The organism is Rhodococcus sp. KRD175 (assembly GCF_017168275.1).
Taxonomy (GTDB): Bacteria; Actinomycetota; Actinomycetes; order Mycobacteriales; family Mycobacteriaceae; genus Rhodococcoides; species Rhodococcoides fascians.
The window spans coordinates 83,892-106,165 of the sequence record NZ_JABFAQ010000003.1 but is presented as its reverse complement, the minus strand read 5'-3'; the positions used below and the strand labels follow the sequence as shown (position 1 = coordinate 106,165).

23 protein-coding genes and 1 pseudogene are annotated in these 22,274 nt (G+C 64.6%); 8 read left to right on the top strand and 16 right to left on the bottom strand.

The features are described from left to right. Positions 1-454, top strand: a pseudogene (locus tag J1M81_RS03895) (hypothetical protein); the annotation flags it as partial. A gap of 22 nt (positions 455-476) precedes the next feature. Here J1M81_RS03895 and J1M81_RS03890 read toward each other — a convergent pair. Further along, the gene (locus J1M81_RS03890) at positions 477-692 is read right to left on the bottom strand and encodes a YgaP-like transmembrane domain (protein WP_032370107.1); all 216 of its coding nucleotides are present in this window, start codon (positions 690-692) and stop codon (positions 477-479) included. Between the two features lie 33 nt (positions 693-725). Between J1M81_RS03890 and J1M81_RS03885 the strand changes: the two genes are divergently transcribed. Together J1M81_RS03885 and J1M81_RS03880 are read left to right on the top strand one after the other, a co-directional pair. After that, positions 726-1,625, top strand: coding sequence for a sigma-70 family RNA polymerase sigma factor (locus J1M81_RS03885; protein WP_241257676.1), 900 nt, complete (start codon positions 726-728; stop codon positions 1,623-1,625). Between the two features lie 40 nt (positions 1,626-1,665). Next, complete coding sequence (locus tag J1M81_RS03880) at positions 1,666-1,833, top strand: hypothetical protein (protein ID WP_155288438.1); 168 nt, start codon at positions 1,666-1,668, stop codon at positions 1,831-1,833. A 358-nt stretch (positions 1,834-2,191) separates the two neighbouring features. Here the strand turns inward: J1M81_RS03880 and J1M81_RS03875 are convergent, their stop codons facing one another. The 6 genes from J1M81_RS03875 to J1M81_RS03850 form a co-directional block, all read right to left on the bottom strand. Further along, positions 2,192-2,731, bottom strand: coding sequence for a hypothetical protein (locus J1M81_RS03875; protein ID WP_032370106.1), 540 nt, complete (start codon positions 2,729-2,731; stop codon positions 2,192-2,194). Then, the gene (ctaD, locus tag J1M81_RS03870) at positions 2,728-4,500 is read right to left on the bottom strand and encodes a cytochrome c oxidase subunit I (protein ID WP_032370105.1); all 1,773 of its coding nucleotides are present in this window, start codon (positions 4,498-4,500) and stop codon (positions 2,728-2,730) included. The genes J1M81_RS03875 and ctaD overlap by 4 nt, the downstream gene beginning before the upstream one ends. Before the next feature lie 129 nt (positions 4,501-4,629). After that, positions 4,630-5,466: a sulfite exporter TauE/SafE family protein gene (locus tag J1M81_RS03865; RefSeq protein ID WP_206497639.1), complete on the bottom strand. Its 837-nt coding sequence runs from the start codon at positions 5,464-5,466 to the stop codon at positions 4,630-4,632. 1 nt (position 5,467) lies between these two features. Next, positions 5,468-5,806 carry a rhodanese-like domain-containing protein gene (locus J1M81_RS03860; RefSeq protein ID WP_032370103.1) on the bottom strand — a complete coding sequence of 113 codons (339 nt, stop codon included), beginning with the start codon at positions 5,804-5,806 and terminating at the stop codon, positions 5,468-5,470. Positions 5,807-5,834: 28 nt separating this feature from the next. Continuing rightward, complete coding sequence (locus tag J1M81_RS03855) at positions 5,835-6,623, bottom strand: GntR family transcriptional regulator (protein ID WP_032370102.1); 789 nt, start codon at positions 6,621-6,623, stop codon at positions 5,835-5,837. Between the two features lie 394 nt (positions 6,624-7,017). Then, a complete protein-coding gene (locus J1M81_RS03850; RefSeq protein WP_206497638.1) occupies positions 7,018-8,412 on the bottom strand; it encodes an MBL fold metallo-hydrolase in 1,395 nt (464 codons plus the stop codon). A gap of 580 nt (positions 8,413-8,992) precedes the next feature. On the opposite strand from J1M81_RS03850, the gene J1M81_RS03845 reads away from it, so the two are divergent. After that, positions 8,993-10,198, top strand: coding sequence for an FAD/NAD(P)-binding oxidoreductase (locus J1M81_RS03845; protein ID WP_151097337.1), 1,206 nt, complete (start codon positions 8,993-8,995; stop codon positions 10,196-10,198). Further along, a complete protein-coding gene (locus tag J1M81_RS03840) occupies positions 10,195-10,731 on the top strand; it encodes a hypothetical protein (RefSeq protein WP_006898189.1) in 537 nt (178 codons plus the stop codon). The genes J1M81_RS03845 and J1M81_RS03840 overlap by 4 nt, the downstream gene beginning before the upstream one ends. 93 nt (positions 10,732-10,824) lie before the next feature. Here the strand turns inward: J1M81_RS03840 and J1M81_RS03835 are convergent, their stop codons facing one another. Beyond that, positions 10,825-11,088 carry a metal-sensitive transcriptional regulator gene (locus J1M81_RS03835; protein ID WP_206497637.1) on the bottom strand — a complete coding sequence of 88 codons (264 nt, stop codon included), beginning with the start codon at positions 11,086-11,088 and terminating at the stop codon, positions 10,825-10,827. Between the two features lie 121 nt (positions 11,089-11,209). Beyond that, the gene (locus tag J1M81_RS03830) at positions 11,210-13,390 is read right to left on the bottom strand and encodes an MMPL family transporter (protein ID WP_206497636.1); all 2,181 of its coding nucleotides are present in this window, start codon (positions 13,388-13,390) and stop codon (positions 11,210-11,212) included. Between the two features lie 135 nt (positions 13,391-13,525). Between J1M81_RS03830 and J1M81_RS03825 the strand changes: the two genes are divergently transcribed. From J1M81_RS03825 to J1M81_RS03815, 3 genes are read left to right on the top strand one after another with little or no spacing between them, the layout of a single operon-like run. After that, entirely contained in the window at positions 13,526-13,771 is a 246-nt protein-coding gene (locus J1M81_RS03825) for a DUF2892 domain-containing protein (protein ID WP_006898186.1), read from the top strand. Between the two features lie 20 nt (positions 13,772-13,791). After that, positions 13,792-14,199 carry a DUF5313 family protein gene (locus tag J1M81_RS03820; protein WP_206497635.1) on the top strand — a complete coding sequence of 136 codons (408 nt, stop codon included), beginning with the start codon at positions 13,792-13,794 and terminating at the stop codon, positions 14,197-14,199. A gap of 3 nt (positions 14,200-14,202) precedes the next feature. Then, complete coding sequence (locus tag J1M81_RS03815) at positions 14,203-14,838, top strand: class I SAM-dependent methyltransferase (protein ID WP_151097334.1); 636 nt, start codon at positions 14,203-14,205, stop codon at positions 14,836-14,838. A gap of 257 nt (positions 14,839-15,095) precedes the next feature. Here J1M81_RS03815 and katG read toward each other — a convergent pair whose 3' ends face one another. From katG to J1M81_RS03780, 7 genes are all read right to left on the bottom strand, one after another. After that, entirely contained in the window at positions 15,096-17,291 is a 2,196-nt protein-coding gene (katG, locus tag J1M81_RS03810) for a catalase/peroxidase HPI (protein WP_241257684.1), read from the bottom strand. A 94-nt stretch (positions 17,292-17,385) separates the two neighbouring features. Then, positions 17,386-17,790 (bottom strand): Fur family transcriptional regulator, encoded by a 405-nt coding sequence (locus tag J1M81_RS03805; RefSeq protein ID WP_196248934.1) that lies wholly within the window; start codon positions 17,788-17,790, stop codon positions 17,386-17,388. Positions 17,791-18,046: 256 nt separating this feature from the next. Then, entirely contained in the window at positions 18,047-18,724 is a 678-nt protein-coding gene (locus J1M81_RS03800) for a zf-HC2 domain-containing protein (RefSeq protein ID WP_027494239.1), read from the bottom strand. Further along, positions 18,721-19,272 (bottom strand): sigma-70 family RNA polymerase sigma factor, encoded by a 552-nt coding sequence (locus tag J1M81_RS03795; RefSeq protein WP_027494238.1) that lies wholly within the window; start codon positions 19,270-19,272, stop codon positions 18,721-18,723. Before J1M81_RS03795 ends, J1M81_RS03800 begins: the two co-directional genes overlap by 4 nt. Further along, entirely contained in the window at positions 19,273-20,259 is a 987-nt protein-coding gene (locus tag J1M81_RS03790) for a DUF302 domain-containing protein (RefSeq protein ID WP_080729192.1), read from the bottom strand. 259 nt (positions 20,260-20,518) lie between these two features. After that, positions 20,519-21,352 (bottom strand): recombinase, encoded by an 834-nt coding sequence (locus J1M81_RS03785; RefSeq protein ID WP_308051209.1) that lies wholly within the window; start codon positions 21,350-21,352, stop codon positions 20,519-20,521. 257 nt (positions 21,353-21,609) lie between these two features. Then, a partial coding sequence (locus tag J1M81_RS03780; RefSeq protein ID WP_206497633.1) for a site-specific integrase occupies positions 21,610-22,274 on the bottom strand: 665 nt, incomplete at its 5' end.

Below are 22,274 nucleotides of genomic sequence, written 5' to 3'. Positions count from 1 at the left end.
AGATGTGTATAAGAGACAGGGCAATGCAGTGGTCGTGGCATGGACGATCCCGACCCGTCCCGAACCGATCCAGGCGGTCTATCGACTCTCCGATGCCGAGCTCCGATGGATCAGCGGTAGCCGCAGTCCGATGGTGGTGACCGCCGACAGCAGTAGCGGGGCGACGATGATCACCACCGCAGACCTCACCGACGACGGAATCGCTGTCCTGTTCGAGCAGTACGGCACCCGAGGTTTCACCGCCGATCAATTTCCCGGTGCCGACCGCTTCGCTCTGGTCGGCGGCATCGTCTACGGCGCGTCGGACTCGGGAGTGACTGCCATCGATGCCACCTCCGGCCGCGTCACCGGCACATCACCGAGTGCCGCACCGACAGCAGTGACCTCGAACGGTGTCGCATTGGCCCAGAGCAGCGACGGGTACACCGCGTTCAAGGTGATCCCCCATTTCTGAGCTGCCCGCCCGCGCACCCCGTTCAGGACGTCTTGGGCCGACCTCGAAGATCGACGGAGAACAACGGGCCGAGCAGACACACGTTGATCACCCCGGTCAGCACGAACACACCGCCGATCACTCCCACCACGATGCCCCCGACACCGCCGAGCACGACGGCGACCACGATCAGAGCGACTCCCACCACGATGCGCAGTGCGCGTCCGGCAGTACTGCGCATGAATTCGACGAACGACATGATGATTCCAGTTCTGTAGAGGGACTTTCACTGTTGGACGGGCGAGAACGCCGAAGTGGACCAATCGGTGGATCATCGCGCGAACAGCCCAGCCCCGACCTCGACCTCGACTCCGACCCCGATCCCGACAGCGCGGCATACGACGAGCGCTTCGCGCGCGATCTGATCGACCAGGGCACGACTCTTCGTCGCTTCGCAGCCGCGATGACACGATCACCGGCCGATACCGACGATCTGGTGCAGGACGTCCTCGAACGCGCGTGGCGCAACCGGAGAACATTTCGATCCGAATCGGCTCTCACGACGTGGCTCTACCGGATCACGATCAACCGTGCCCGCGATGTGGCCGCACGCGCGGAGACTCAGCGCACAGAACCATCGGGCACGGGCGACATCGATGTACCGATCAGCAACCTCGAGCACCCCGAGACGGTCGTGCAGGCGCTCAGCGATCGATCCACGGTGCGAGCGGCGCTGGCGACGTTGACCGTCGAGGATCGAATGGTCCTGGCATTGCACGACGGCGAGGGCTGGACAGCGACACAGATCGGCGCGGTCGGCGCGCTCACCACCGCAGCGGTGTACAAGCGCATCCACCGCGCACGGGTCAAGCTGCTGCGCGCCCTCGACGACGGTCCCACACATCCGCAAAACGACTCCCAGGCATGCCGGCGCACACTCGCCGCGGCATCGGACTACCTGGACGGGCGTCTCGATGTCGACGCCTCGGCCCGCATCGATACGCACCTGCGGCAGTGTCGCCGCTGCCCACCCATCGCACAGGCCCTGATCGGTATCAAGACCGCACTCGGCCTGCGGCCGTGGACCAGCGCGGTACCCGAACAGTTCGTCTACGACGTCGCCCACTTGGGCGGACCCCCGACCGGGGCGATGACCGATCATCCCCGACACCCCAAATCTGATACCCCATAGGGTATATTGGTCAGTGATTCATCGACCGAAGGAGAGACTCATGTGCAGGGCTGTCACGTGCAAGAAGTGCGGAAAAACGACGTGGGCGGGATGCGGTCAACACGTCGATCAGGTGATGCGGGGCGTTCCGGCGTCCAATCGCTGCAAGGGGCACGCCGCCGATCCGAAGTCACCGGGATTGTTCTCCCGCATGTTCTCCAAGAAGTAGATCGCGGTCCGCAGCCCTGATCCTGCCAGGGCTGCGACCCGAGTCGTCTTTCTTCGTGGTCTCGCACCTCGCGGTCCCGGTCTTCGTGGTCTCGCACGTCGCGGCACAGACCGCGCATGCGCAGACCCGCATCGTAGTGAACGCACAGTCCCCACCCGGCCAGGTGCAACACCACGACCACACTTGCCATCGCCAGCAAGCGGGGACTCCGTCACGGGAAAATCGATGTCGCGCAGGCACACTCACGTCGGTCACCGACACAGCCACCCGTCCAGCGGGCAGTCGAGGGTAGTTGTGATCGACGTCTGCAACCCTGGAGCGGCTTTCGCCGCCGCGGGGTGCAGGCGAGGTAGCTCGATCAGCGACGCCCGTTCCCGTACGTGTCGTCGTCGATGCTCGGACCGACCCCGACCCCGACCAAGGTCAACGACCGGCGATGATGCGGATCGACCCACACCGAAATGGTGGCACCGATCACCAGTGCGCGGACGGTCGACCGTTCTGCACGCACATCGCACCGGTACGTTCCGGACCCGGGCACCGTCACTTCCAGTTCCACCCGCCGTGAATCGATGTCGGTGCCCAGGACCACCGCCCACCCTTCGACGATGTCGTCCTCCCGGTCCGCCGCGGCGTCCCGGACCACGGATACCGCTGCAGGATGCAGCGGTGTGCGGGCTGCGAACATCATCGCCGCCATCAGCAGCACGGCGAAGCCGGCCACCACGGCAGCGGTGACAGCGGTCGCCGACCCGGGTGAGAGTCGAGGGACGAGGAAGGTGAACAGCACGATCAGCGCGAGCACGTAGAACCCCATGGCGACCGCGATCGCGTACGACACCCGTCCCGGTACCAGGACAGCGGCACCTGTCGAGCGCCGTCTCCGCGCGCTCGTCACCGTCTCTCCCCTGAGGTCCCGCTGGCGGTGCCCTCTTCGACGCCGTCGGCGATCACTTCGGAGGGTGCCCGCACAGCGGCGGTGTGGCCCGTCAACCCGACGTGGGCTTCGGTGCGCATGCGTTCGACCATATGAGGGTAGTGCAGCTCGAACGCCGGCCGCTCGGAACGGATACGAGGTATTTCGGTGAAATTGTGGCGGGGCGGTGGGCAGGTGGTGGCCCATTCGAGAGAGTTGCCGTAGCCCCACGGATCGTCGACGGTGGCGACCTCGCCGTATCGGTAGGACTTGAACACATTCCACACGAACGGCAGCGTGGACAGCCCGAGAATGAACGCTCCGATCGAGGAGATCAGGTTCAAGGTGGTGAATCCGTCCGAGGGCAGGTAGTCGGCGTAGCGGCGCGGCATCCCTTCGTTGCCGAGCCAGTGCTGCACCAGGAACGTCATGTGGAACCCGACGAACGTCGTCCAGAAGTGCCACTTGCCGAGGCGTTCGTCGAGCATGCGTCCGGTGATCTTGGGAAACCAGAAGTACACCCCGGCGTAGGTGGCGAAAACAATGGTCCCGAACAGTACGTAGTGGAAGTGCGCCACCACGAAGTAGGTGTCGGTGACGTGGAAATCGATCGGGGGGCTGGCCAGCAGCACACCGGTCAGTCCGCCGAACAGGAATGTGATCAGAAATCCGATGCTGAACAGCATCGGGGTTTCCAGGGTGACCTGTCCTCGCCACATGGTGCCGATCCAGTTGAACAACTTCACCCCGGTCGGCACGGCGATGAGGAAGGACATGAACGAAAAGAACGGCAGCAGAACAGCTCCGGTGGCGTACATGTGGTGCGCCCACACCGTGATCGAGAGCGCTGCGATGCCGAGGGTAGCGAAGATCAGACCCTTGTAGCCGAAGATGGGTTTGCGGCTGAAGACCGGAAAGATTTCGGAGACGATGCCGAAGAACGGGAGCGCGACGATGTAGACCTCGGGATGGCCGAAGAACCAGAACAGGTGCTGCCAGAGCACCGCTCCCCCGGTCGCCGGGTCGAACACGTGACCACCGAAGTGTCGATCGAAGGCCAGCCCGGCCAACGCGGCCGCGAAGGTCGGAAACGCCAGCAGCACCAGCACCGAGGTCACGAGCATGTTCCAGGTGAAGACCGGCATCCGGAACATCGTCATGCCGGGTGCGCGCAGACACACCACGGTGGTGATGAAGTTGACCGCACCCAAGATCGTGCCCAAGCCCGACAGAATCAGGCCCAGTACCCACAGGTCGGCACCGACACCGGGGGAATGCAGTGCGCTCGTCAGTGGGGTGTAGGCGGTCCATCCGAAGTCCGCGGCACCTCCCGGGGTGATGAACCCGGCGAGCACGATCAGCGATCCGAACACATACAGCCAGTACGCGAACGCGTTGAGCCGTGGGAACGCGACGTCGGGTGCCCCGATCTGAAGCGGCAGAATGTAATTGGCGAATCCGTACGCCACCGGGACGGCGTAGAGCAACAGCATGATCGTGCCGTGCATGGTGAACAGCTGGTTGTACTGCTCGTTGGACAGGAACTGCAACCCCGGTACGGCGAGTTCGGTGCGCATGAGCAGCGCCATCAACCCGCCGATGAGGAACAATCCGAACGAGGTGACCAGATACATCTTCCCGATCGTCTTGTGATCGGTGGTGGTCACCAACTGAAACAGCGTCGAGCCCTTGGGTTCTCGGCGTGCGGGATACGGCCGGGCGGCGTCGGTACGTGGGATCAATGCGGTCATCGATGAACTCCCGATAGCGTAGTGAAAGCGATGATGATGAGCGAGGTGATACCTCGAGATCTGTGCTGCGGCCGGCTGGACAGGCCATGTCTATGAGGATTCGCCGACGGCTGCGGGACGCACCCAGAGCTAGAGCGCAAGCGATGCTTGAACGGTAACGTAGACGGCCACGACCAACAACAGAACTGCGAAGCTTCGGGTCAGTGCGGTCGCCGATATCTTGTCGCTGACCACTTTCCCGGCGAACGAGCCTGCAATCGCCGCGAGGGTGAACGGTACGACGATCTCCCACGGGATGGTGGCACCCGTACCGAGGCGTTCGGTGAAGGCTCCCGCGCTGGTGATGGAGATGATCACCAGTGACGTTCCGACCGCGACGGGCATCGCGTAGCCCAGTGCCAGAACCAGGGCGGGGACGATGAGGAATCCGCCGCCCACTCCCAGAAACCCGGTGAGGAAGCCGACGACGAGCGCGGAGGCAACCAGCTTGACTACCTGCGAAGTGGTGATCTTTACTTTCGTGGGCTTGGTGGCGACCGCGACGGCACCCGGGCGTGTTCCCGCGGCCTCGGCCGGGTTCGGTAGGTCGGCATCGTGTCCGCGCCGGGTGCGGCGCAACATCGCACCGGCGGCGACGATCATCAGTGCCGCGAACGCGAGCAACAAGATCTGCGGGTCGACCGATCGGTTGAGAATCGATCCACCGAAGGCGGTGACCGAGCCCAGAATTCCGAACACTACCGCTGCCCGCCACCGAACGTGCCGTGCTCGCGCATGGCTGATGGCCGCGATGATCGAGGTGATTCCGACGATGATCAGCGAGGCGCTCGTTGCCGATTGCGGTTCGACTGCCAGGAGATACACCAGGGCAGGAACAGTCAGTATCGATCCCCCACCGCCGAGCGCGCCGAGGGAAAGCCCGATGAGAATCCCTGCGGCAACTGCGATCGCCAGGGTGGCGACCATGTCAGATCACTGCGCCGGGGGTGCCGTCATCACGGACCACAGGGCGACCGTCTTCGTGCCACGCCTTCATTCCGCCCGACAGATTGTGCGCTGCGCGACCGGCATCGGTGAGGGCTGCGACAGCTTTGCTCGACCGAGCGCCCGAGCGGCACACCACGACCAATTTCTGCTCAGGAGGGTAGGCAGCAGGATCGAGATCGCCGAGGCGTACGTGGACGGCGTCCGGGGCGTGGCCGGCTGCCCATTCGTCGTCCTCGCGGACATCGATCAGGATGGCTCCCGATTCGGCGATCAGTGCGTGTGCGGCGGCCGGATCGGCTTCCGGTGGTGCTTCAGTCATGAAGAACGCTCCTTCGATCAGTGGGTGCTTACAGGGCGTGCAGCGGCGTGGCCGGCACGAAGCGATAGCCGTCGCTCGGTGAGAACGTGGCCGAGACGGTGAACCGATCTCCTCGAATCACTGTGTGCCGCAACTCCACCGGCCGGGAATTCATGCAACCCAAGCGGCGGATCGACAGCGCGGCGGTCTTCGAGTCGAGTTCGAGTGCTGCCGCAGCCTCCGGATCCGGGACGACGGCAGTGACGTCCTCGCGGCCACCGGTCAGGCGGATGCCGCAGCGTTTCTCGAGCTCGATGTAGAGAGCCGTGTGAGTGAAGTCCGCATCCAGGAGGTCGCGTGCCAGATCCCCCGGCAACCAGGCATGGTCGAGCGCCAACGGCACGGTCCCTGCCATACGGATGCGCTCCAGGTAGAGCAGCGGAGCCTTGGGACCGACCTGCAAGGTAGCGGCCACCGCGGGGTCGGTCCGCAGTTCGAGTGCACGCACCACGCTGTGCTGGGCAACACCCGTGGCTTCCACGGCAGCGAAAAGACTGTAGAGCGCACCGAGTGGCTGCTCGATCACCGGCGGAGCCGCCAACCGAGAGGGCCGGCCACGCTCTGCAATCAAGATTCCTTCGTTCCGCAGGTGCCGCAGGGCCTCGCGGGTGGTGTGACGGCTCACTCCGTAGCTCGTCGTCAACGCATGCTCACCCGGGAACTCGGATCCGGCGAATTCGTCGTCGCCGATTCGGCGGACCAGATCGGCATGCAGTTGCGCCCACAGCGGCATCGCACTGGAACGGTCGAGCACGGCACTACGATCGGGTTCAACCATCAGAGGCCCTCCTGTCGATCTGTGTCGGAATCCGAATTCGAGCCGCCGGCTGCTGACCCTTGGGGCTACTGTACAACAAATGTACGTACATCCGTACAGACGGGAGTGATGCTCTCTCCGCGTCGAAGCGATGTCAACCGAGGATCTCGGGGCCGTCAGCTCTCCCGTCCCCGACGGACCATCCGTCGGCATCGTCGGCACGCAACGAGACGACCCTCGCATCGAGAAAGTCGTTGCCGAGCACGAACGAGCTCCTGTGGGAGTCAGACCTGTCGCCCGGGTCTGCTCCCCCCGGGGTTTGCTCTACCGTCGGTGGCGCGGCGAGCCGACAGGGCGAGCGCAGGGCCGAATCGGGGGCGGACTGCACCACCGCCTCCGATTCGGGCGTGTTCGATCAGACTGTTTCGAGGTTGCGCGCGGCCCAGGCGGCGTAGCTGCCCTCGAGTTCGACAACTCGGTAGCCGGCGCGGCGCAGGGCGCTGGCTGCGACCGCGTTACGGACGCCGCTCTGGCAGTAGGTCACGATCGGACCGCCAGTGGGCAGTCCGTCGAGGTTCCACAGCAATCGGCCACCGCTGAGCTGTTCGGAGCCAGGTATGTGGCCGTCGGCGTGTTCGGTTTTGTTGCGCACGTCCAGCACCATTGCCGGGTCGAACGAATCCAGCTCGTCCGCACCGATCGTCTCGGGTGTCGTCATGGGGAGCCCTCGTAGACTCGTGACGTACCCGGTCACCGTATCGATGCCGACCCGCAGCAGGTGATCACGTAGCTCGTCGGCGACGGCGTGGTCCTCGGCGAGCACCACCAGTGGAGTGTCCTCTCGTTCGGGGTCGTAGACCCAGGCACCGAACGAGGCTGCCTTGCCGATGCCGGGGATGTTGAGCGCTCCGGGGACAGCGCCGGCGTGCACCTCATCTTGGCCGCGGGTGTCGAGGAGGACGACCTCGTCGGAGTCAAGGGCGCGTGCCAATTCTGCGGAGTCGTACTCGCGCAAGGAAGACAGCGGCCCGAGAACGACCGGGCCCTGCTTGTTCTGACGCTTCATCCGGCCGAAGTAGGCGTGTGCATCCGGTTGACCGTCGAGCATCTCATCGACGAAGCCCTGCTCGTCGTCGCGCTCGACATACCCGGCCCACCAAGCGAAACGGCGTTCGTAGCCGACGCTGGTCGACGGCAACGCGCCGAGAGCTTTTCCGCAGGCACTGCCCGAACCGTGACCCGGAAAGACCTGGACATGATCCGGCTGCGTGACGAACGACCGCTTCAGACTGCGGAAGATCTGCTTGGCACCCTCGAAACGGGTGTCGACACCGTCTGCAGCTTCGTCGAGTAGGTCCGGGCGGCCGAGATCGCCGGCGAAGACGAAGTCGCCCGTCAACATGTATCCCGGAGCATCGGCGAAAGCACCGTCGGTCACCAGGAACGAGAGGTGCTCCGGGGTATGACCGGGCGTGTGAACAGCTTGCACGGTGATGTTCCCCAGGGCCAGCGTGTCGCCATCGTGGAGGCGTTCGGCCTCGAAGCCGTACTGCCAGTCGTCGCCGCCCTCTCCTGAGACGTAGGTGGTCGCGCCGGTGGCCTTGGCCAGCTCGCGAGTGCCGGACAGGTAGTCGGCATGGATGTGGGTCTCGGTCACGGCGGTGATGGTCATGCCATGCCGATCGGCCAGGTCCAGATACACACCGATGTCGCGGCGGGCGTCGACCACCACTGCCTCTCCCTTGGCCTGGCAGCCGATGAAGTATCCGGCTTGGGCGAGGTCTTCGTCGTAGATGCGTTCGAGAAGCATCGAAATCTCCTTGTCGATCGTGGTGGCGTCCGTACAGGTCTCAAAATTCATGGTACCCCGTGGGGTATTTTCAGGAGGTTCTGTGCGCCGCGGCGCACGGAACCGATCTCACGGGGCGGAGGTGGAGTGGGTCGAAATACCGACGCACACCCAGGGGCGCGGGAACCGGCCGATCCAGCGAGGCGCAACGACTCACAGCGACATCGCAGTGGTTGCCGATCATCACGTCCTCCTCAGCCGTCCGGCACTCGCCGACTCGGGGCGGACGAGGAAATTTCATTCGTCCCGAGTGTGGCGTTTGTCGGTATTGGCGACTAACCTCTTCCATAATGTACGTACATCCGTACGATCAATCAAGGAGAGGGCGACGTACACCTCGGCACGTGTCCTTGCACCACCTGCTCGAACGCCGGAATGACCTTCCAGCACGACTGCTGTGGATGCAGTGCACCTGGCTTCAATGACCACCAATGTTGTGACCACACGGCTCGCGCCCACACCGACGTCGAGCTGAACCACCCGGCATCAACCGAAATCGAGACAGCGCTCACCGAGCTCGTGTCTCGAACAGGAGGACCACATGTCCGCGCACACCATCGACCACAAAGTCGCGATCATCGGCGGAGGCAACGCCGGTATTTCGCTCGCGGCACGTTTGCGGCGAGCAGGAATGACCGACATCGGCATCATCGAGCCGGCAGAGACCCACTATTACCAACCTTTGTGGACGCTCGTCGGTGGAGGCCGCGCCCCGGCCTCGGAGAGTGCGCGCAGCGAGGCGTCGGTGATGCCCCAGGGCGTCGGCTGGATCAAGGATCGCGCCGAGGGGGTCGACCCCGATGCCCAGACGGTCAGCACCTCCTCGGGAACTACGATCCATTACGACCACCTGGTGGTGTGCCCCGGCATCCAGCTCGACTGGGATTCGGTGTCCGGCATGGCCGAATCGATCGACACCCCGCAGGTCTCGAGCAATTACCGCTACGATCTCGCACCCAAGACGTGGCAGATGATTCAAAAGATGCGGTCGGGCACCGCCGTGTTCACGATGCCCTCCGGCCCCATCAAATGCGCGGGTGCCCCGCAGAAGATCGCGTACCTCGCGGCCGACTACTGGCGCGAGCAGGGCGTGCTCGATGCCATCCGAGTTGTCCTCGTCCTGCCCACACCCGGAATGTTCGGGGTACCGGTGTTCGCCGAGGAGCTCGAACGAGTCGTGGCGCGTTACGGCATCGAGGTGCGCAAGAACAGCGAAGTCACCGCTGTCGATCCGGACGGCCGGTCGGTGACGATCACCGACAACAGTGCAGGTACCACCGACGAGCTACCCTACGATCTGCTCCACGTCGTACCGCGCCAATCTGCACCGGACTGGATCAAGGCCAGCCCCATAGCGGACCCCGAGAATCCAGCCGGATACGTCCAGATCGACAAGAACACACTGCGTCACAACAGATTCGACAACGTCTTCGCCCTCGGTGACGCCGGATCGTCACCGAATTCCAAGACCGGTGCCGCCATCCGCAAGCAAGCACCCGTGGTCGCCGAGAACCTGCAGGCGAGCATCGCCGGCCGTCCACTGACCGCACAGTACGGCGGGTACGCCTCCTGCCCCTTGACCACCTCTCGTAAGACGATGCTTCTGGCCGAGTTCGACTACACGATGCAGCCGGCTCCCTCGATACCGCTGATCGACACCACCCGCGAACGCCGCGACATGTGGTTCCTCAAGAGACGCGGACTGCCGGCGTTGTACTGGAATGCCATTCTCACCGGCCGAGCGTGAACGGTCGACCGCCGCACAGTTACGACCGCGAGGGCGACCTGAGCCACTATCGGTCGGTGTTCGAGGCCATCGAACGACGCGTGATACCGGAGGTGGTGATCACCCGGGTCACCCCGTATCTGCTCGTTCTGGTGTCGGCGGCCGTGCTCGGAGTGGTGCTTCCGCACACCGGCGGCGCACACGGGTACGACGTTCTTCTGCGCACCGAAAGCGCCGACGCGGAATCAGCGGGTGTGTTGGCGACACTGTTCACCGCATTCACTCTCACGTTCACCGTCGTAGCGGCCTCGATCGCGCGTCTGGTTCGGCGTTTTCGGTGGGCCGCTCTGGCTTTGGCGGGCAACGGTGTCACCACGGTGTTCGGTGTGCTCGCGATCTGGGCTCGGCAGTCACTGGCACCGACCGCGACGGTGGCGGGTCCATCGATCGGCCTGTATCTGGGGGCGGTGGCAGCCCTGCTGTCCACCGTTCTCTGGGCTCGTGTGGTGTTCACCCGCCCACCCGAGCATCCCGGTCCAGCGCGCAGGAGCTGACACGTCGCGGGCCCGAGCACCCCATCTCGAACCGGCTGTCCTGCCTCGGTCCGATCACCCCCGTGCATCGATGCGGGGGTGATCGGACCGTTGTCAGGCGAGGGCGAGAAAGAGCTTCTCGAGCTCCGCTTCGCTCATCTTCTCCCCTGTTTCCGCCCCGGTGATGCACTCACGGAGTCCGGTGGCGACGATCTTGAAGCCTGCCCGGTCGAGAGCCTTCGACACCGCGGCCAGCTGGGTGACGACGTCCTTGCAGTCACGGCCGCTCTCGATCATCGAGATAACCCCGGCGAGCTGACCCTGCGCACGCCGCAGACGGTTCAATACCAACGCGATGCTTTCGGCGTCACCGGTCATGTCGTTCAGTCCTTCGTTCGATGAAACTCCAGGTTACCCCTAGGGGTAACGATGGTCGTGGTGGCCGACGCCGGACGGTGTCGGCCACCACTATGCTGAGCATTTCGACGGTGCGAGCGTCTCAGCTGTGCGAGAAGCCGATCTTGGGTAGTGCCGCTCGCAGCCACGTCGGTGACCACCATGCGGCGTGGCCGGTCAGGCGCAGCAGCACCGGTAGCAGGACCAGTCGAATGAGTACGGCATCGAGCAGTACGGCGACGCCGAGGATGATGCCCATCTCCTTGGGTGGCAGTGGTTCGGCGAGCGCGAACGAGAAGAACACCGCGATCATCACCGCTGCCGCCGCGAAGATCACCCGACCCGAATGCGCCATTCCGTCGACCTGAGAACCGTGCGGATCACCGGTGTTCTCGTAGTGTTCCTTGACGCTCGACAGCAGAAACACCGTGTAGTCCATCGCGATTGCGAAGATCATCGCGAAGAAGAACACCGGGCCCCAACCGTTCAGGAATCCCTGCGGGGTGAATCCGAGCAGCGACGCCCCGTGACCGTCTTGGAAGATCAGCTTCGCCACACCGAATGCTGCGCCGGTGGACAGCAGGCTGACCACGGTCCCCAGCAGGGCGATCAGCGGTGCCTGGAGCGCGATCAGCAGCAGCAGGAATCCGAGCACGAGGATCACCGACACCACGATCGGCAGGTACTCGTTCAACGCGGTCTGTAGGTCCAGGTTCTCCGCGGGTGCACCGCCGACGATCGCTCCCTCGGGCAGCTCGGCGCGCAAGGCGTCGAGTGTGGTCTCGAGTGCGGGGTCCGACGGGTCCACGTTCGGGATGGCCTGCAGCATGACGTAATCGGATCCGTCCATGGCGGGCATGGGCGGCGTCACCATCGATACGCCGTCGACGCTCGCTGCGATCTGTGCGGTCTGCTCTGCCTCCGCTGTGGGGGCGATGATCTGCAGCATGCCTGGTGCGCCTTCGCCCATCTGTGCCTGCACCAGTTCGTAGCCTTGGCGGACCGGAGCGTCCTCGGGGACAACCGAAATGGACGGCATGGCGACCTTGAGACCCAGTGCCGGAATCGACAGCGCCACCAGAATCAGCAGGGAGCCGATGGCGAACGGCCACGGATGCTTGTGCAGCAACTGACCCCAGGTCGCGAATTTCGGCGAGCGGTGCACCTGTCGCTTCGCGTACGGGAGGGAGCCGGCATTGACCTTCGGTCCGAGCTTGCCCAGAACTGCGGGGAGCAGTGTGAGGGTGGCCGCGAGAACGAACACCACCGCGAGCATGATGCCCACGGCCATCGTGCGTACCGCAGGTGCAGGTACCAGAAGCACGGCGGACAGGCTGATCAGCACGGTCAGGCCGGACAGCAGGACTGCTTTGCCTGCCGTGTCCATCGTTTCTGCCACTGCACGCTGGGGGTCGATCCGTCCGGCGTCGATGGTCTTGCGGAGCGCATCCCGGAATCGGACGACGAGGAAGAGCGCGTAGTCGATACCGAGCGCCAGCGCGAACATCATCGCAAAGTTCATCGCCCACACCGAGATCGGTGTGATTTCGTTGAGCAGAACCAGACCACCCGCGGATGCGACGAGGCCGGCCAGAGTCAACAGCAAGGGCAGACCTGCCGCGACGAGCGATCCGAACGCGAGCACCATGATCGCCAATGTGACGGGCCAGGAGATGATTTCGGCCTTGATCATCGCGTCGTGGTTGGCCTTGTTGAAGTCACTCCACAGTGCCGATGCTCCGGTCGGGTAGACCTCGATCGAGTCCGTGGAGGCTGCGGTCAGCTCACCTTTGAGATCGTCGACGGCCTTCACCATCTCGTCGGTGGTCCCGTTCGCTCCACCGATGAGGATCCCGGTGTGTCCGTCGGGGCTGATCGACATTCCCGGTTGCGGGGGGATCACCTCGGAAATCCGCGAATCGGCGGCCAGAATGTCGGTGACCTCGGAAATGACCGCCGCGACAGCGGGATCGGTCACCTGCTCGGTGTCCGAATGCACGACCACCTGGATCGCGGCCGAGGAGTTCCCGCCGAAGTGCTCCTGTGCGAGTTCGCGAACCTGGACCGACTCCGATCCGTTGGATTGCCACCCGGCACCGGCGAGGGATCCGAACACCGACGGGGCGAACGCTCCCAATCCGATGATGACCACGAGCCACGCGGTGACCACCCACTTGAAGTTGCCTGCCATGCGCGCACCGAAGCGCGCCAACGGCCCGCCGGTGATTCCTGGCGGCGAGTTGTCTGCAGAACTCTCGTCGGTTCGAACGTCGGTGGAACTCACATCGTGTCCTTACTGGTCGGGAAGATGGAGGAACCGTAACACAGTACCCCCAGGGGTATGCTGGTATCATCGTATCTACCCCCTAGGGTATGCACGGACGACCGCACCACACGCAGAGAAGCGAGGATCTACCGCATGTCATGCACCGACACCCTCACCGGCCCCGGCGGACCGAGTATCGAACGCGCAGTCCCCGCGCTGGCGGGCACCATGGTCCTTGCCAGCCTCGCCGCCGGTTCCCTTCACGACCGCCGCTGGCATGTCCTGACAGCATTCGTCGGCGGGAATCTGCTGCTGTATTCCGCAGTCGGATGGTGCCCGGCCAGCCTGTTGATGAAGCGGCTGGGGATGCGTCAGAGCACAGCGACCCCGACCCGGTGAACCGCAACAGGACCCGCCCTTTGCCGTGGCAGTGGGTCGGCTACGCCTTCGGCCGCACTCTGCCCTCGACCATGACGGACTGGGTGGCCAACGATCTGACGGGCAATCACGCCGTGGTTCGGCACCTGATCCGCGGCCAGGTTCCGTTTCTTCCCATCTACGCCGTGTTCATGTTCTTTCCGGGTGAACTGTGGTTGAGTGGCTCCATGGTGCTTCTGGCGGTCCTGCTCTCGCTGTTCTTCACCGCCTCGTACATGGAAGAGAATCGGCAACGCCGCCTCGTGCGACACATGCTGCCCCGCGATCTCACGAACTCCCGTAAAGCGCAGGAATCGGAGCTGGTCAAGAAGCGTTATCTGGCGGCGCACCCCGAGTCCGAGGCCTCACGCACCGCCGCGGCACCCATCGCTCCCGGCCGGGAGCACTGAGCGATGGTCGGCGATTCGACGCACCGTCTCGCCCGATGGCAACGATTCTGGGACAAGCAAGCGGCCGGTTACGACAAGCACATGACCTTCCTCGACCGAGTCCTTTTCCGCGACACCAGATCCTGGATCTGCAGTCGCGCCCGAGGCCAGGTTCTCGAGGTCGCAGTGGGAACGGGACTCAATCTCGAGCACTACCCGGCGGGGACATCGTTGACCGGAATCGAGCTGAGTCCGGACATGCTCGCGCAGGCACACTTTCGCGCCGCCGACGTCAGACCGGATGCGCACCTGACGCTCGGGGACGCTCATGCTCTCGACTTTCCCGATGCATCCTTCGACACCGTGGTGTGCACGTTCTCACTCTGCGCCATCCCCGCCACGGACATCGCGCTCGCGGAAATGTCGCGGGTGCTGCGTCCGGGTGGAACGTTGCTCCTCGCCGATCACGTCGCCTCGTCGATCCGGCCGGTTCGATGGATCCAACGCGCCCTGGAACTGGTGAGCGTCCCGATCGGCGGCGAGCACTTTCTGCGCCGGCCCTCGCTCGTGATCACCGGTGACGAGAGCTTCTCCATCGAGGACATCGACCGGTTCACTCTCGGTCTCGTCGAGCGTCTTCACGCCACGAAAGTGGCCTGAACGGGAGCAAGGACCACCATCCTCGCGGCACGAACTACCGGCCACGCCCGGCTATCTCGGTCTCGACGAACTCGAGAAGTTGCTTCTCTGCCATCCACCCACACTTGTCGCGCACCCACGGCGAACAACCCAGGATGTAGGGGCGACGAGATCAGCCCACCGAGACTTCGCAACGACGCCGAGGCTCCGACGCTGAACCCATTTCACCCCCGCACCGAGAGTCGGTACGGGGGTGAAGATGGGGTTCGATGGAGAAATCAGGCCAGATCGTAGCGATCGAGCATCATGACCTTGTCCCAGGCCGCGACGAAGTCGCGGACGAACTTGTCCTTGGCGTCGTCGCAGGCGTACACCTCTGCGATGGCGCGCAACTCGGAGTTCGAGCCGAAGACCAGATCGTTGCGAGTTCCGGTCCACTTCTTCTCACCGGTAGCGGCATCCTTGGCCTCGTAGATGCCCTCCTCGGCGGCGGGAACCCATTCGGTGCCCATGTCGAGGAGGTTGACGAAGAAGTCGTTGGTCAGAGTGCCGACCTTGTCGGTCAGAACGCCGTGCGTCGACCCCTTGTAGTTCGCGCCGAGTACACGCAGACCACCGACGAGCACGGTCATCTCGGGTGCACTGAGCGAGAGCAGGTTCGCGCGGTCGACCAGGTTGAACTCGGCCGGCAGCTTCTGGCCCTTGCCCAGGAAGTTACGGAAACCGTCCACCTTGGGCTCCAGATCGGAGAACGAGTCGACGTCCGTCTTCTCCTGCGTGGCATCCATACGGCCCGGAGTGAACGGGACCGTGATGTCGACGCCGGCGTTCTTGGCGGCCTGCTCGACGGCTGCGACGCCACCGAGTACCACGAGGTCGGCGAAGGACACAGTTCCGGAGAACGACTGCTGGATTCCTTCGAGAACGCGGATGACCTGTGCGAGCTCGTCGGGCTCGTTGACCTCCCAGCCTGCCTGCGGCTGCAGACGCAGACGGCCACCGTTGGCACCGCCGCGCTTGTCACTGACGCGGAACGACGACGCCGCCGCCCACGCAGCCGAGATCAACTGCTCCTGAGTCAATTCGGATCCGAGGATGGCCTGCTTGAGCTCGGCGATCTGTGCGTCACCGATCAGCTCGTGATCGACGGCCGGGATCGGGTCCTGCCAGAGCAGGGGCTCCGCCGGGATCTCGGGGCCGAGGTAGCGCGTGACCGGTCCCATGTCGCGGTGGGTGAGCTTGAACCATGCCTTCTGGAATTCCTCTGCGAGCTCCTCTGGATGGTCGAGCCACCGCCGGGTGATCTGCTCGTAGATCGGGTCGACGCGCATCGCGATGTCGGAGGTGAGCATCGACGGGTGGCGACGCTTGGAGGGATCGGCGGGGTCGGGAACGAGGTCCGCGCCCTCGCCGTTCTTCGGGCGCCACTGGTGTGCACCGGCTGGGCTCTTGTAGAGCTCCCACTCGAACCCGTACAGGGTCTCGAGGAACGAGTTGTCCCACTGGGTGGGCGTGGGGGTCCAGATGACCTCGAGGCCACTGGTGATCGCGTCCGCGCCGACGCCGCTCTGGTAGCTGTTCTTCCAGCCGAGGCCCATCTGTTCGAGGGGAGCGCCTTCCGGCTCGGCACCGATGTGCACCTCGGGATCGGCAGCGCCGTGCGTCTTGCCGAAGGTGTGTCCGCCGATGGCCAACGCGGCGGTCTCGATGTCGTTCATGGCCATGCGGCCGAAGGTCTCGCGAATGTCCAGTGCGGACTGCACCGGATCCGGGTTACCGTTCGGGCCTTCGGGATTGACGTAGATCAGACCCATCTGCACTGCGGCCAGCGGGCCCTCGAGGCTGGTGCGGTCACCGTAGTAGCGCTCGTCGCCCAACCAGGTCTGCTCCGGGCCCCAGTAGATGTCCTCGTCCGGCTCCCAGGCGTCGACGCGTCCGCCGGCGTAGCCGTAGGTCGGCAGGCCCATGGACTCGATGGCGACGTTGCCGGTGAGCACGATCAGGTCGGCCCAGGAGAGCTTGCGGCCGTATTTCTGCTTGATCGGCCAGATCAGCCTGCGGGCCTTGTCCAGGCTCGCGTTGTCGGGCCAGCTGTTCAGCGGCGCGAAGCGCTGCATGCCCGCTCCGGCACCGCCGCGTCCGTCCTGCTTGCGGTACGTGCCCGCTGCGTGCCACGCCATGCGAATGAAGAACGGGCCGTAGTGACCGAAGTCCGCGGGCCACCAGGGCTGCGAGTTCGTCATCAGGGCTTCGATGTCGCGCTTGACCTCGGCGAGATCGAGAGAGTTGAACTCGGCTGCGTAGTCGAAGTCCGGGCCCATGGGGTCGCCGACTGCCGGGTTCTTCTTGAGGATCTTCAGATTCAGGGACTTGGGCCACCACTCGCGGTTGCTTCCGCCTTCGACGGGTGCCGGCATCGAGTCGTGCATGACCGGACACTTGCCACCCGACTCCTGTGGCTGGTCCTGGTTCATTTCTTTTTCGCGTGTTGTGTGGTCCTCGGACACGAGTTTTCCCTCCAGAAGATGGTGAATGATCTGATTCCCGCGGCGCTCCCGCGCCGCGACATCAGGGGCTGACGCTGGTGGAGCAGTTCTCGCACAGGCCCCAGTAGATGACCTCTGCCTCGTCGACGACGAAACCAGGGGCCTCCGACGGAGTGAGGCACGGAGCCTCACCGACGGCGCACTCCACATCGGCGATCGCGCCGCACTTGCGGCACACGAGATGGTGGTGATTGTCGCCGATCCTGCTCTCGTACCGGGAGACCGAACCGGACGGCTGAATTCGCCGGACCAGTCCCGCGGTGGTCAGAGCGCGGAGCACGTCGTACACGGCCTGGCGGGAGACATCGGGCAGGGTGGCCCGAACGGCTCTGTGGACGGTGTCGGTGTCGACGTGCGGATGTTCGTGCACCACGTCGAGCACCGCCAGACGGGGGCGGGTGACTCGGAGCGCAGCACTACGCAGCATCTCCGGGTAGTTCGACGATGAGCTCACATCGACCAGTATGCACGACTTTTCTGGAATGAGTCCGGAAAACGAGCGACGGACCGATGCGGTGCGGCGAACGCAGAGCCAGCGCGTTCGGACTCGGATGTCGATCCGGGGTACGTCGTCAGCGTCCCGATCTCACTCGACCGCGGTCCAGCCGTTCGGGCGGCCACGCGACCGACACGCTGTCCGAGGCACCGCATCGAAACCTGCCCGTGTCCGTGACGACTCGGTCTCAGCGAGAGGCCCGCGCGATCGTGTTGCCCGCCGGATCGTCGATCACGATCGAGTGGATGTCCTCGACAGAAAGGGACGTTGCGCCGGTCACCGCTGCTGCTCGGCTCGCGGTGACCGACCATTGAGCTGCTTGTTGTCGAGTCCCGTCGTTGCCGACCACTTGCAGAGTGAGGATGCCTGCGCCGGGGAGTTGTTGAACGTCGACGTCGATCGATGTGCCCCAGGCTTTCGTGGTGAGCTCGAGGTCACCTGTGGCCCCGACGGTGCTCGACAGAACGAGCGGGCGGGCACCCGCATCGTTCACCGTTGTCGAATCGTCGGAGCGGGCGAGGGTACTGAGCGGGACGATCGCCGCAGCGACTCCCAGAACGAGGGTCGCCGACACCGCAGTCCACACTCGCCGCCGCCTCTTCTCGGAGGTCCGTTGATGCCTCATCGCGCTCAGCAGGTGGTCGAGTCGCTGGTCTGCACCGGCCGTCGAGTGCACCGGTGAGAGATCTGCTGGCTGCCTGCGACGTCGAAGCACTCCTGCGACGGGTGCCAGGACGTCGATTTCGGTTCGGCAGGCAAGGCAGTCGTCGAGGTGTCGTCGTACCGCTGCTCGGTCGTCGCGCTCGAGTCCGTCGAGTACGTACGCCCCGAGCAGTGGTCGGATCTCGTCGTGCGCTGAGCTCATGGAATCAATCCCAACTCGTCGAAGATCCGGCGTAGGGCACGCACAGCGTAATAGGAGCGGGACTTGACCGTGCCGACCGCGATATCGAGGTGCGCGGCCACTTCGGAGACGGTTCGACCCTCGTAGTAGATGAGCACGATGACTGCTCGATGCTCCTCGGACAACCGACGCAGCGACTCGTCTATGAGCCACCCGTCGAGGACCCCGCCCAATTCGTCGTCGATGCACTCGGCGGCGAGTGCGATCTGATCGTGGACGAGAGTCGGCCTGCTCGTGCTCGCCCGCCACTGATCGGTGAGTACGTTTCGCGCGATGGTCATGAGATAGGACCGCGTCGATGCTGCCGTCACATCGATGCGGTCGATCCCGCGCCACGCGCGCAACATCGTCTCCTGGACGATGTCCTCACACTGCTCGCGGGTCTGGGTGTAGCGGCTGACGAATCGAGTCACTGCGTGCTGGTGCTCGCGGAAGAGCGCCGACATGGCGACTTCGGACGCATCGACGAGCTGGTGGTTGTGCTGTGAGCCGGATTCGACACCGTCCACCTAACTGCCCGAGCCGGAAGCGGCATCGGTGAAACCGGTCGTGGCGGCGGCGACCATGTCGAGAACAGGATTGGTCGGCGAGATCGAATGCCGAGCGGCGAGTACACGGATATCGGGGTGAGCCACGTGAACGATCCCTTCGGCATCCTGCCACGCCACGTATCGGGCGGGGAGGTCGATCCCCATGGTCTGCTGCGCTCCGACCAGCGCAGTCGAGACCGCAGGATTACCGACGTAGGTGACCATGGTGGGCCTCAGAGGTGTCTCGGCAGCGGCGGACGCGAGATCGACGGTTGCGACTGTGGGCTGATTCTTGGCCGCGAACGCTGCCTCGTATCGGGCAATGGACGCTGCAACCGATGCATCACTGGTCTTCTCGACCAGGTATCCCGGCGCTGCGGACACATCGGTGCCCTCTGCGGCGGCCGCCGAGGATCCCGTCGCATCGGACGCGGTCGATGCCGAGCCGGCCCGGAGTCCGTCGAGGGCGTCGGACGAGACCGGGATGCCTGCGAGCGTCGCGATGTACTCGGCGGAGTTGTATGCCAGAAACACCGTTCCGTTGGCGGCCTGCCAGACCAGGTACTTCTGTGGAAGGTCGATCGCGGCCCGTTGGTCCGCGGCGATCAACGGCGACGCCGCTTTCGGATTCCCCCCGATCACCACGGTGGTCGGGCGGATCGTCTCACCTGCTCCCTGTGCCAACTTCTCGAAATCCACAGTGGCTGCCACAGCTCCCGCCGTCTCCAGCGCGCGCTGTACCCGAGAGACCGTGTCACTCACAGAGTAGTTACTGGCGTACACCACCAGTCCGGGTTCGGACGGTGCCACATCGGGTGTCGCAGCCTTCGCGTCCGCCGACGTGGACACCGGAGTGCTCGACACCGCCACCGAACCGGTGGGTTCGGTGGAACCGCACCCGGCGAGGGCGATCACCGCCGCCGACGCGAGCAGCGACGTTGCCATACGGAACCTTGAAGTGCTCATCACGTGTCCTGTCCTCGTGCCCACGCCAGCGGTGGGCTTCACTGTGGTGTACGCACACCGAGCCTGAGGGGTTCACCCGAACCGAAGTTCCCTCCGGCGATTGCTCCCGGAATGTCGGTGCACCGGAGGGCGACACAGTCGAGTTCACGCAAGCGGAGATCTGATCGATCGGTTCACCCCGGTCTCGTCGAGCGTCTCCACGCCACAGAAGCGGCCTGAACGGGTGCAGGGACCATCTTCGCGGCACGAACGGCCGACCTCACGGCGGCACTTCTGCCTCGACGAATTCGAGAAGCCGCTTCAACAGTGAATCCGCACGCTCTTCGACGTCGTCGAGCGTCGAATCGACGCCACCGAGTAGCTGGTGTGCGTCTCGGCGTGCCCGAGTCCCGTGTTCGTAGTAGCCGGGGTCGAGTAGCGAAGCCGAGGCGGGCTTGGGTACGAGATCTGTGCTCGGCTGCCGTGCCTGCACCGAATGGTGTCGGTGCACAGGTGCTCGTCCGTCCAGGTGCGCTCGAACGATGTCGGCGACCGCATGGGCGGTAAGTGCAGTCGCAGTCAGCGGGGTGTGACCCCACCGGTCGATTGCGGTCGACAGCGGCTGTCGACCGGCCGGATCGACGTACCGGTCGAATCCGCTGAGCCCGGTACCGCCCACGGCATCGAGAGCGTCGGCGAGCATTCGAGTGTTCGGGTACCGCGTGTGATGGCCCAGCACCTCCAACCAGCGCTGGAACACCGTCCGCGGCGAGATACCCGTCTCCATCAGTGCGAGAGGAGTGACGGTGCGAACGCCGCGGCCTGTGTCGATACGAAGGGCATCGATCCTCGGATCGGCGGTGACGTCGCAGGGCCGCAGGGCCGCGATCTGGGTGTACGGCAGACCGGTCGAGGCAAAGACCAGGACGAGGGCGTCTCGCCGCGCGAACAGTTCGGACGGCCAACCGGATTCGGGGAGGCGCGCGATGACGCCGCCGATCACGGCTGCCAGCTCGTGCAGGCGCGCCGTACGCGCCACGTCCAGCGCAGCCCGAACGATCTCAGCACACCCCGGAGGAGGTAATAGATGCCGATGATGAGCGATGTCGATCACCGCGATCCGACGGCGTTGGGTCGTCGGCGCGGCGGGGTGCGCGTGAAGAAACCGAGCAAGCGACTCCGGAGAGGCCGCCAGTGAGGGTTCGCCATGGGCGGTGCACCAGTCCTCGAACAGTGACCACGTGTGCCGATCCCGCCTCGGTATCGACGTGTTCGTGATGTCCGCTGGTCGTATCGGACAAGGGCGGTCGTCGTGGTCAGCATCTACCCCGGTCGCCCTATCGGCGTTCACGGGTGAAGTCACACGCCCGGTCATAGACCGAGTTCGGTGACCGCGTTGCCGACCAGAGGGGCGTGCTCGCGGGCATATGTCTCGACCATTGCGGGTGTGGTGTGCCCGGTTTGGCGCATGATCGCATGTGCATCGGCACCGTTACGGAAGGCTTGGGTGACGAAGCCGGAACGGAGGGAATGCCCGCCGAGCTGCATGACAGTCTCGGGGTCGTATCCAGCGTGAGCTGCGCGGCGGCGGATCGCCGCATGGACCGCTGCCCCGGACAACACAGTGTCGGAGAGGTTGCCGTTCTTGCGGACAGACCGGAACAGCGGCGACCGTTTCTCGACCACAGGAAGGGTGCCGCGACAGAGATGGGAGTCGAATTCCACTGCGCGGGAGAGTATTCGGATGACGGCAACTCTGCCGCCGGTGTCGAACGCTGCGACGATCTGCAGCCATCGCACCCACGCGCAGACCGGGCAGGATTCGTGGCGGGCGGTGAACGGGAGTGCTTTCACGGTTCCGGTGCCGTCCTGGTCGGTCTTCGATCTTCGGATCCGTACATGCGCACCGTCGAGGCGGTCGCGGTGGACATCGCGGCATTCGAGCGCTACGAGTTCGCTGCGGCGGAATGCGCCGGTGTAGCCCATCAGCAGTAGCGCGGTGTCGCGGCGTTCGAGGACCTCCGACGCCCAGCCCG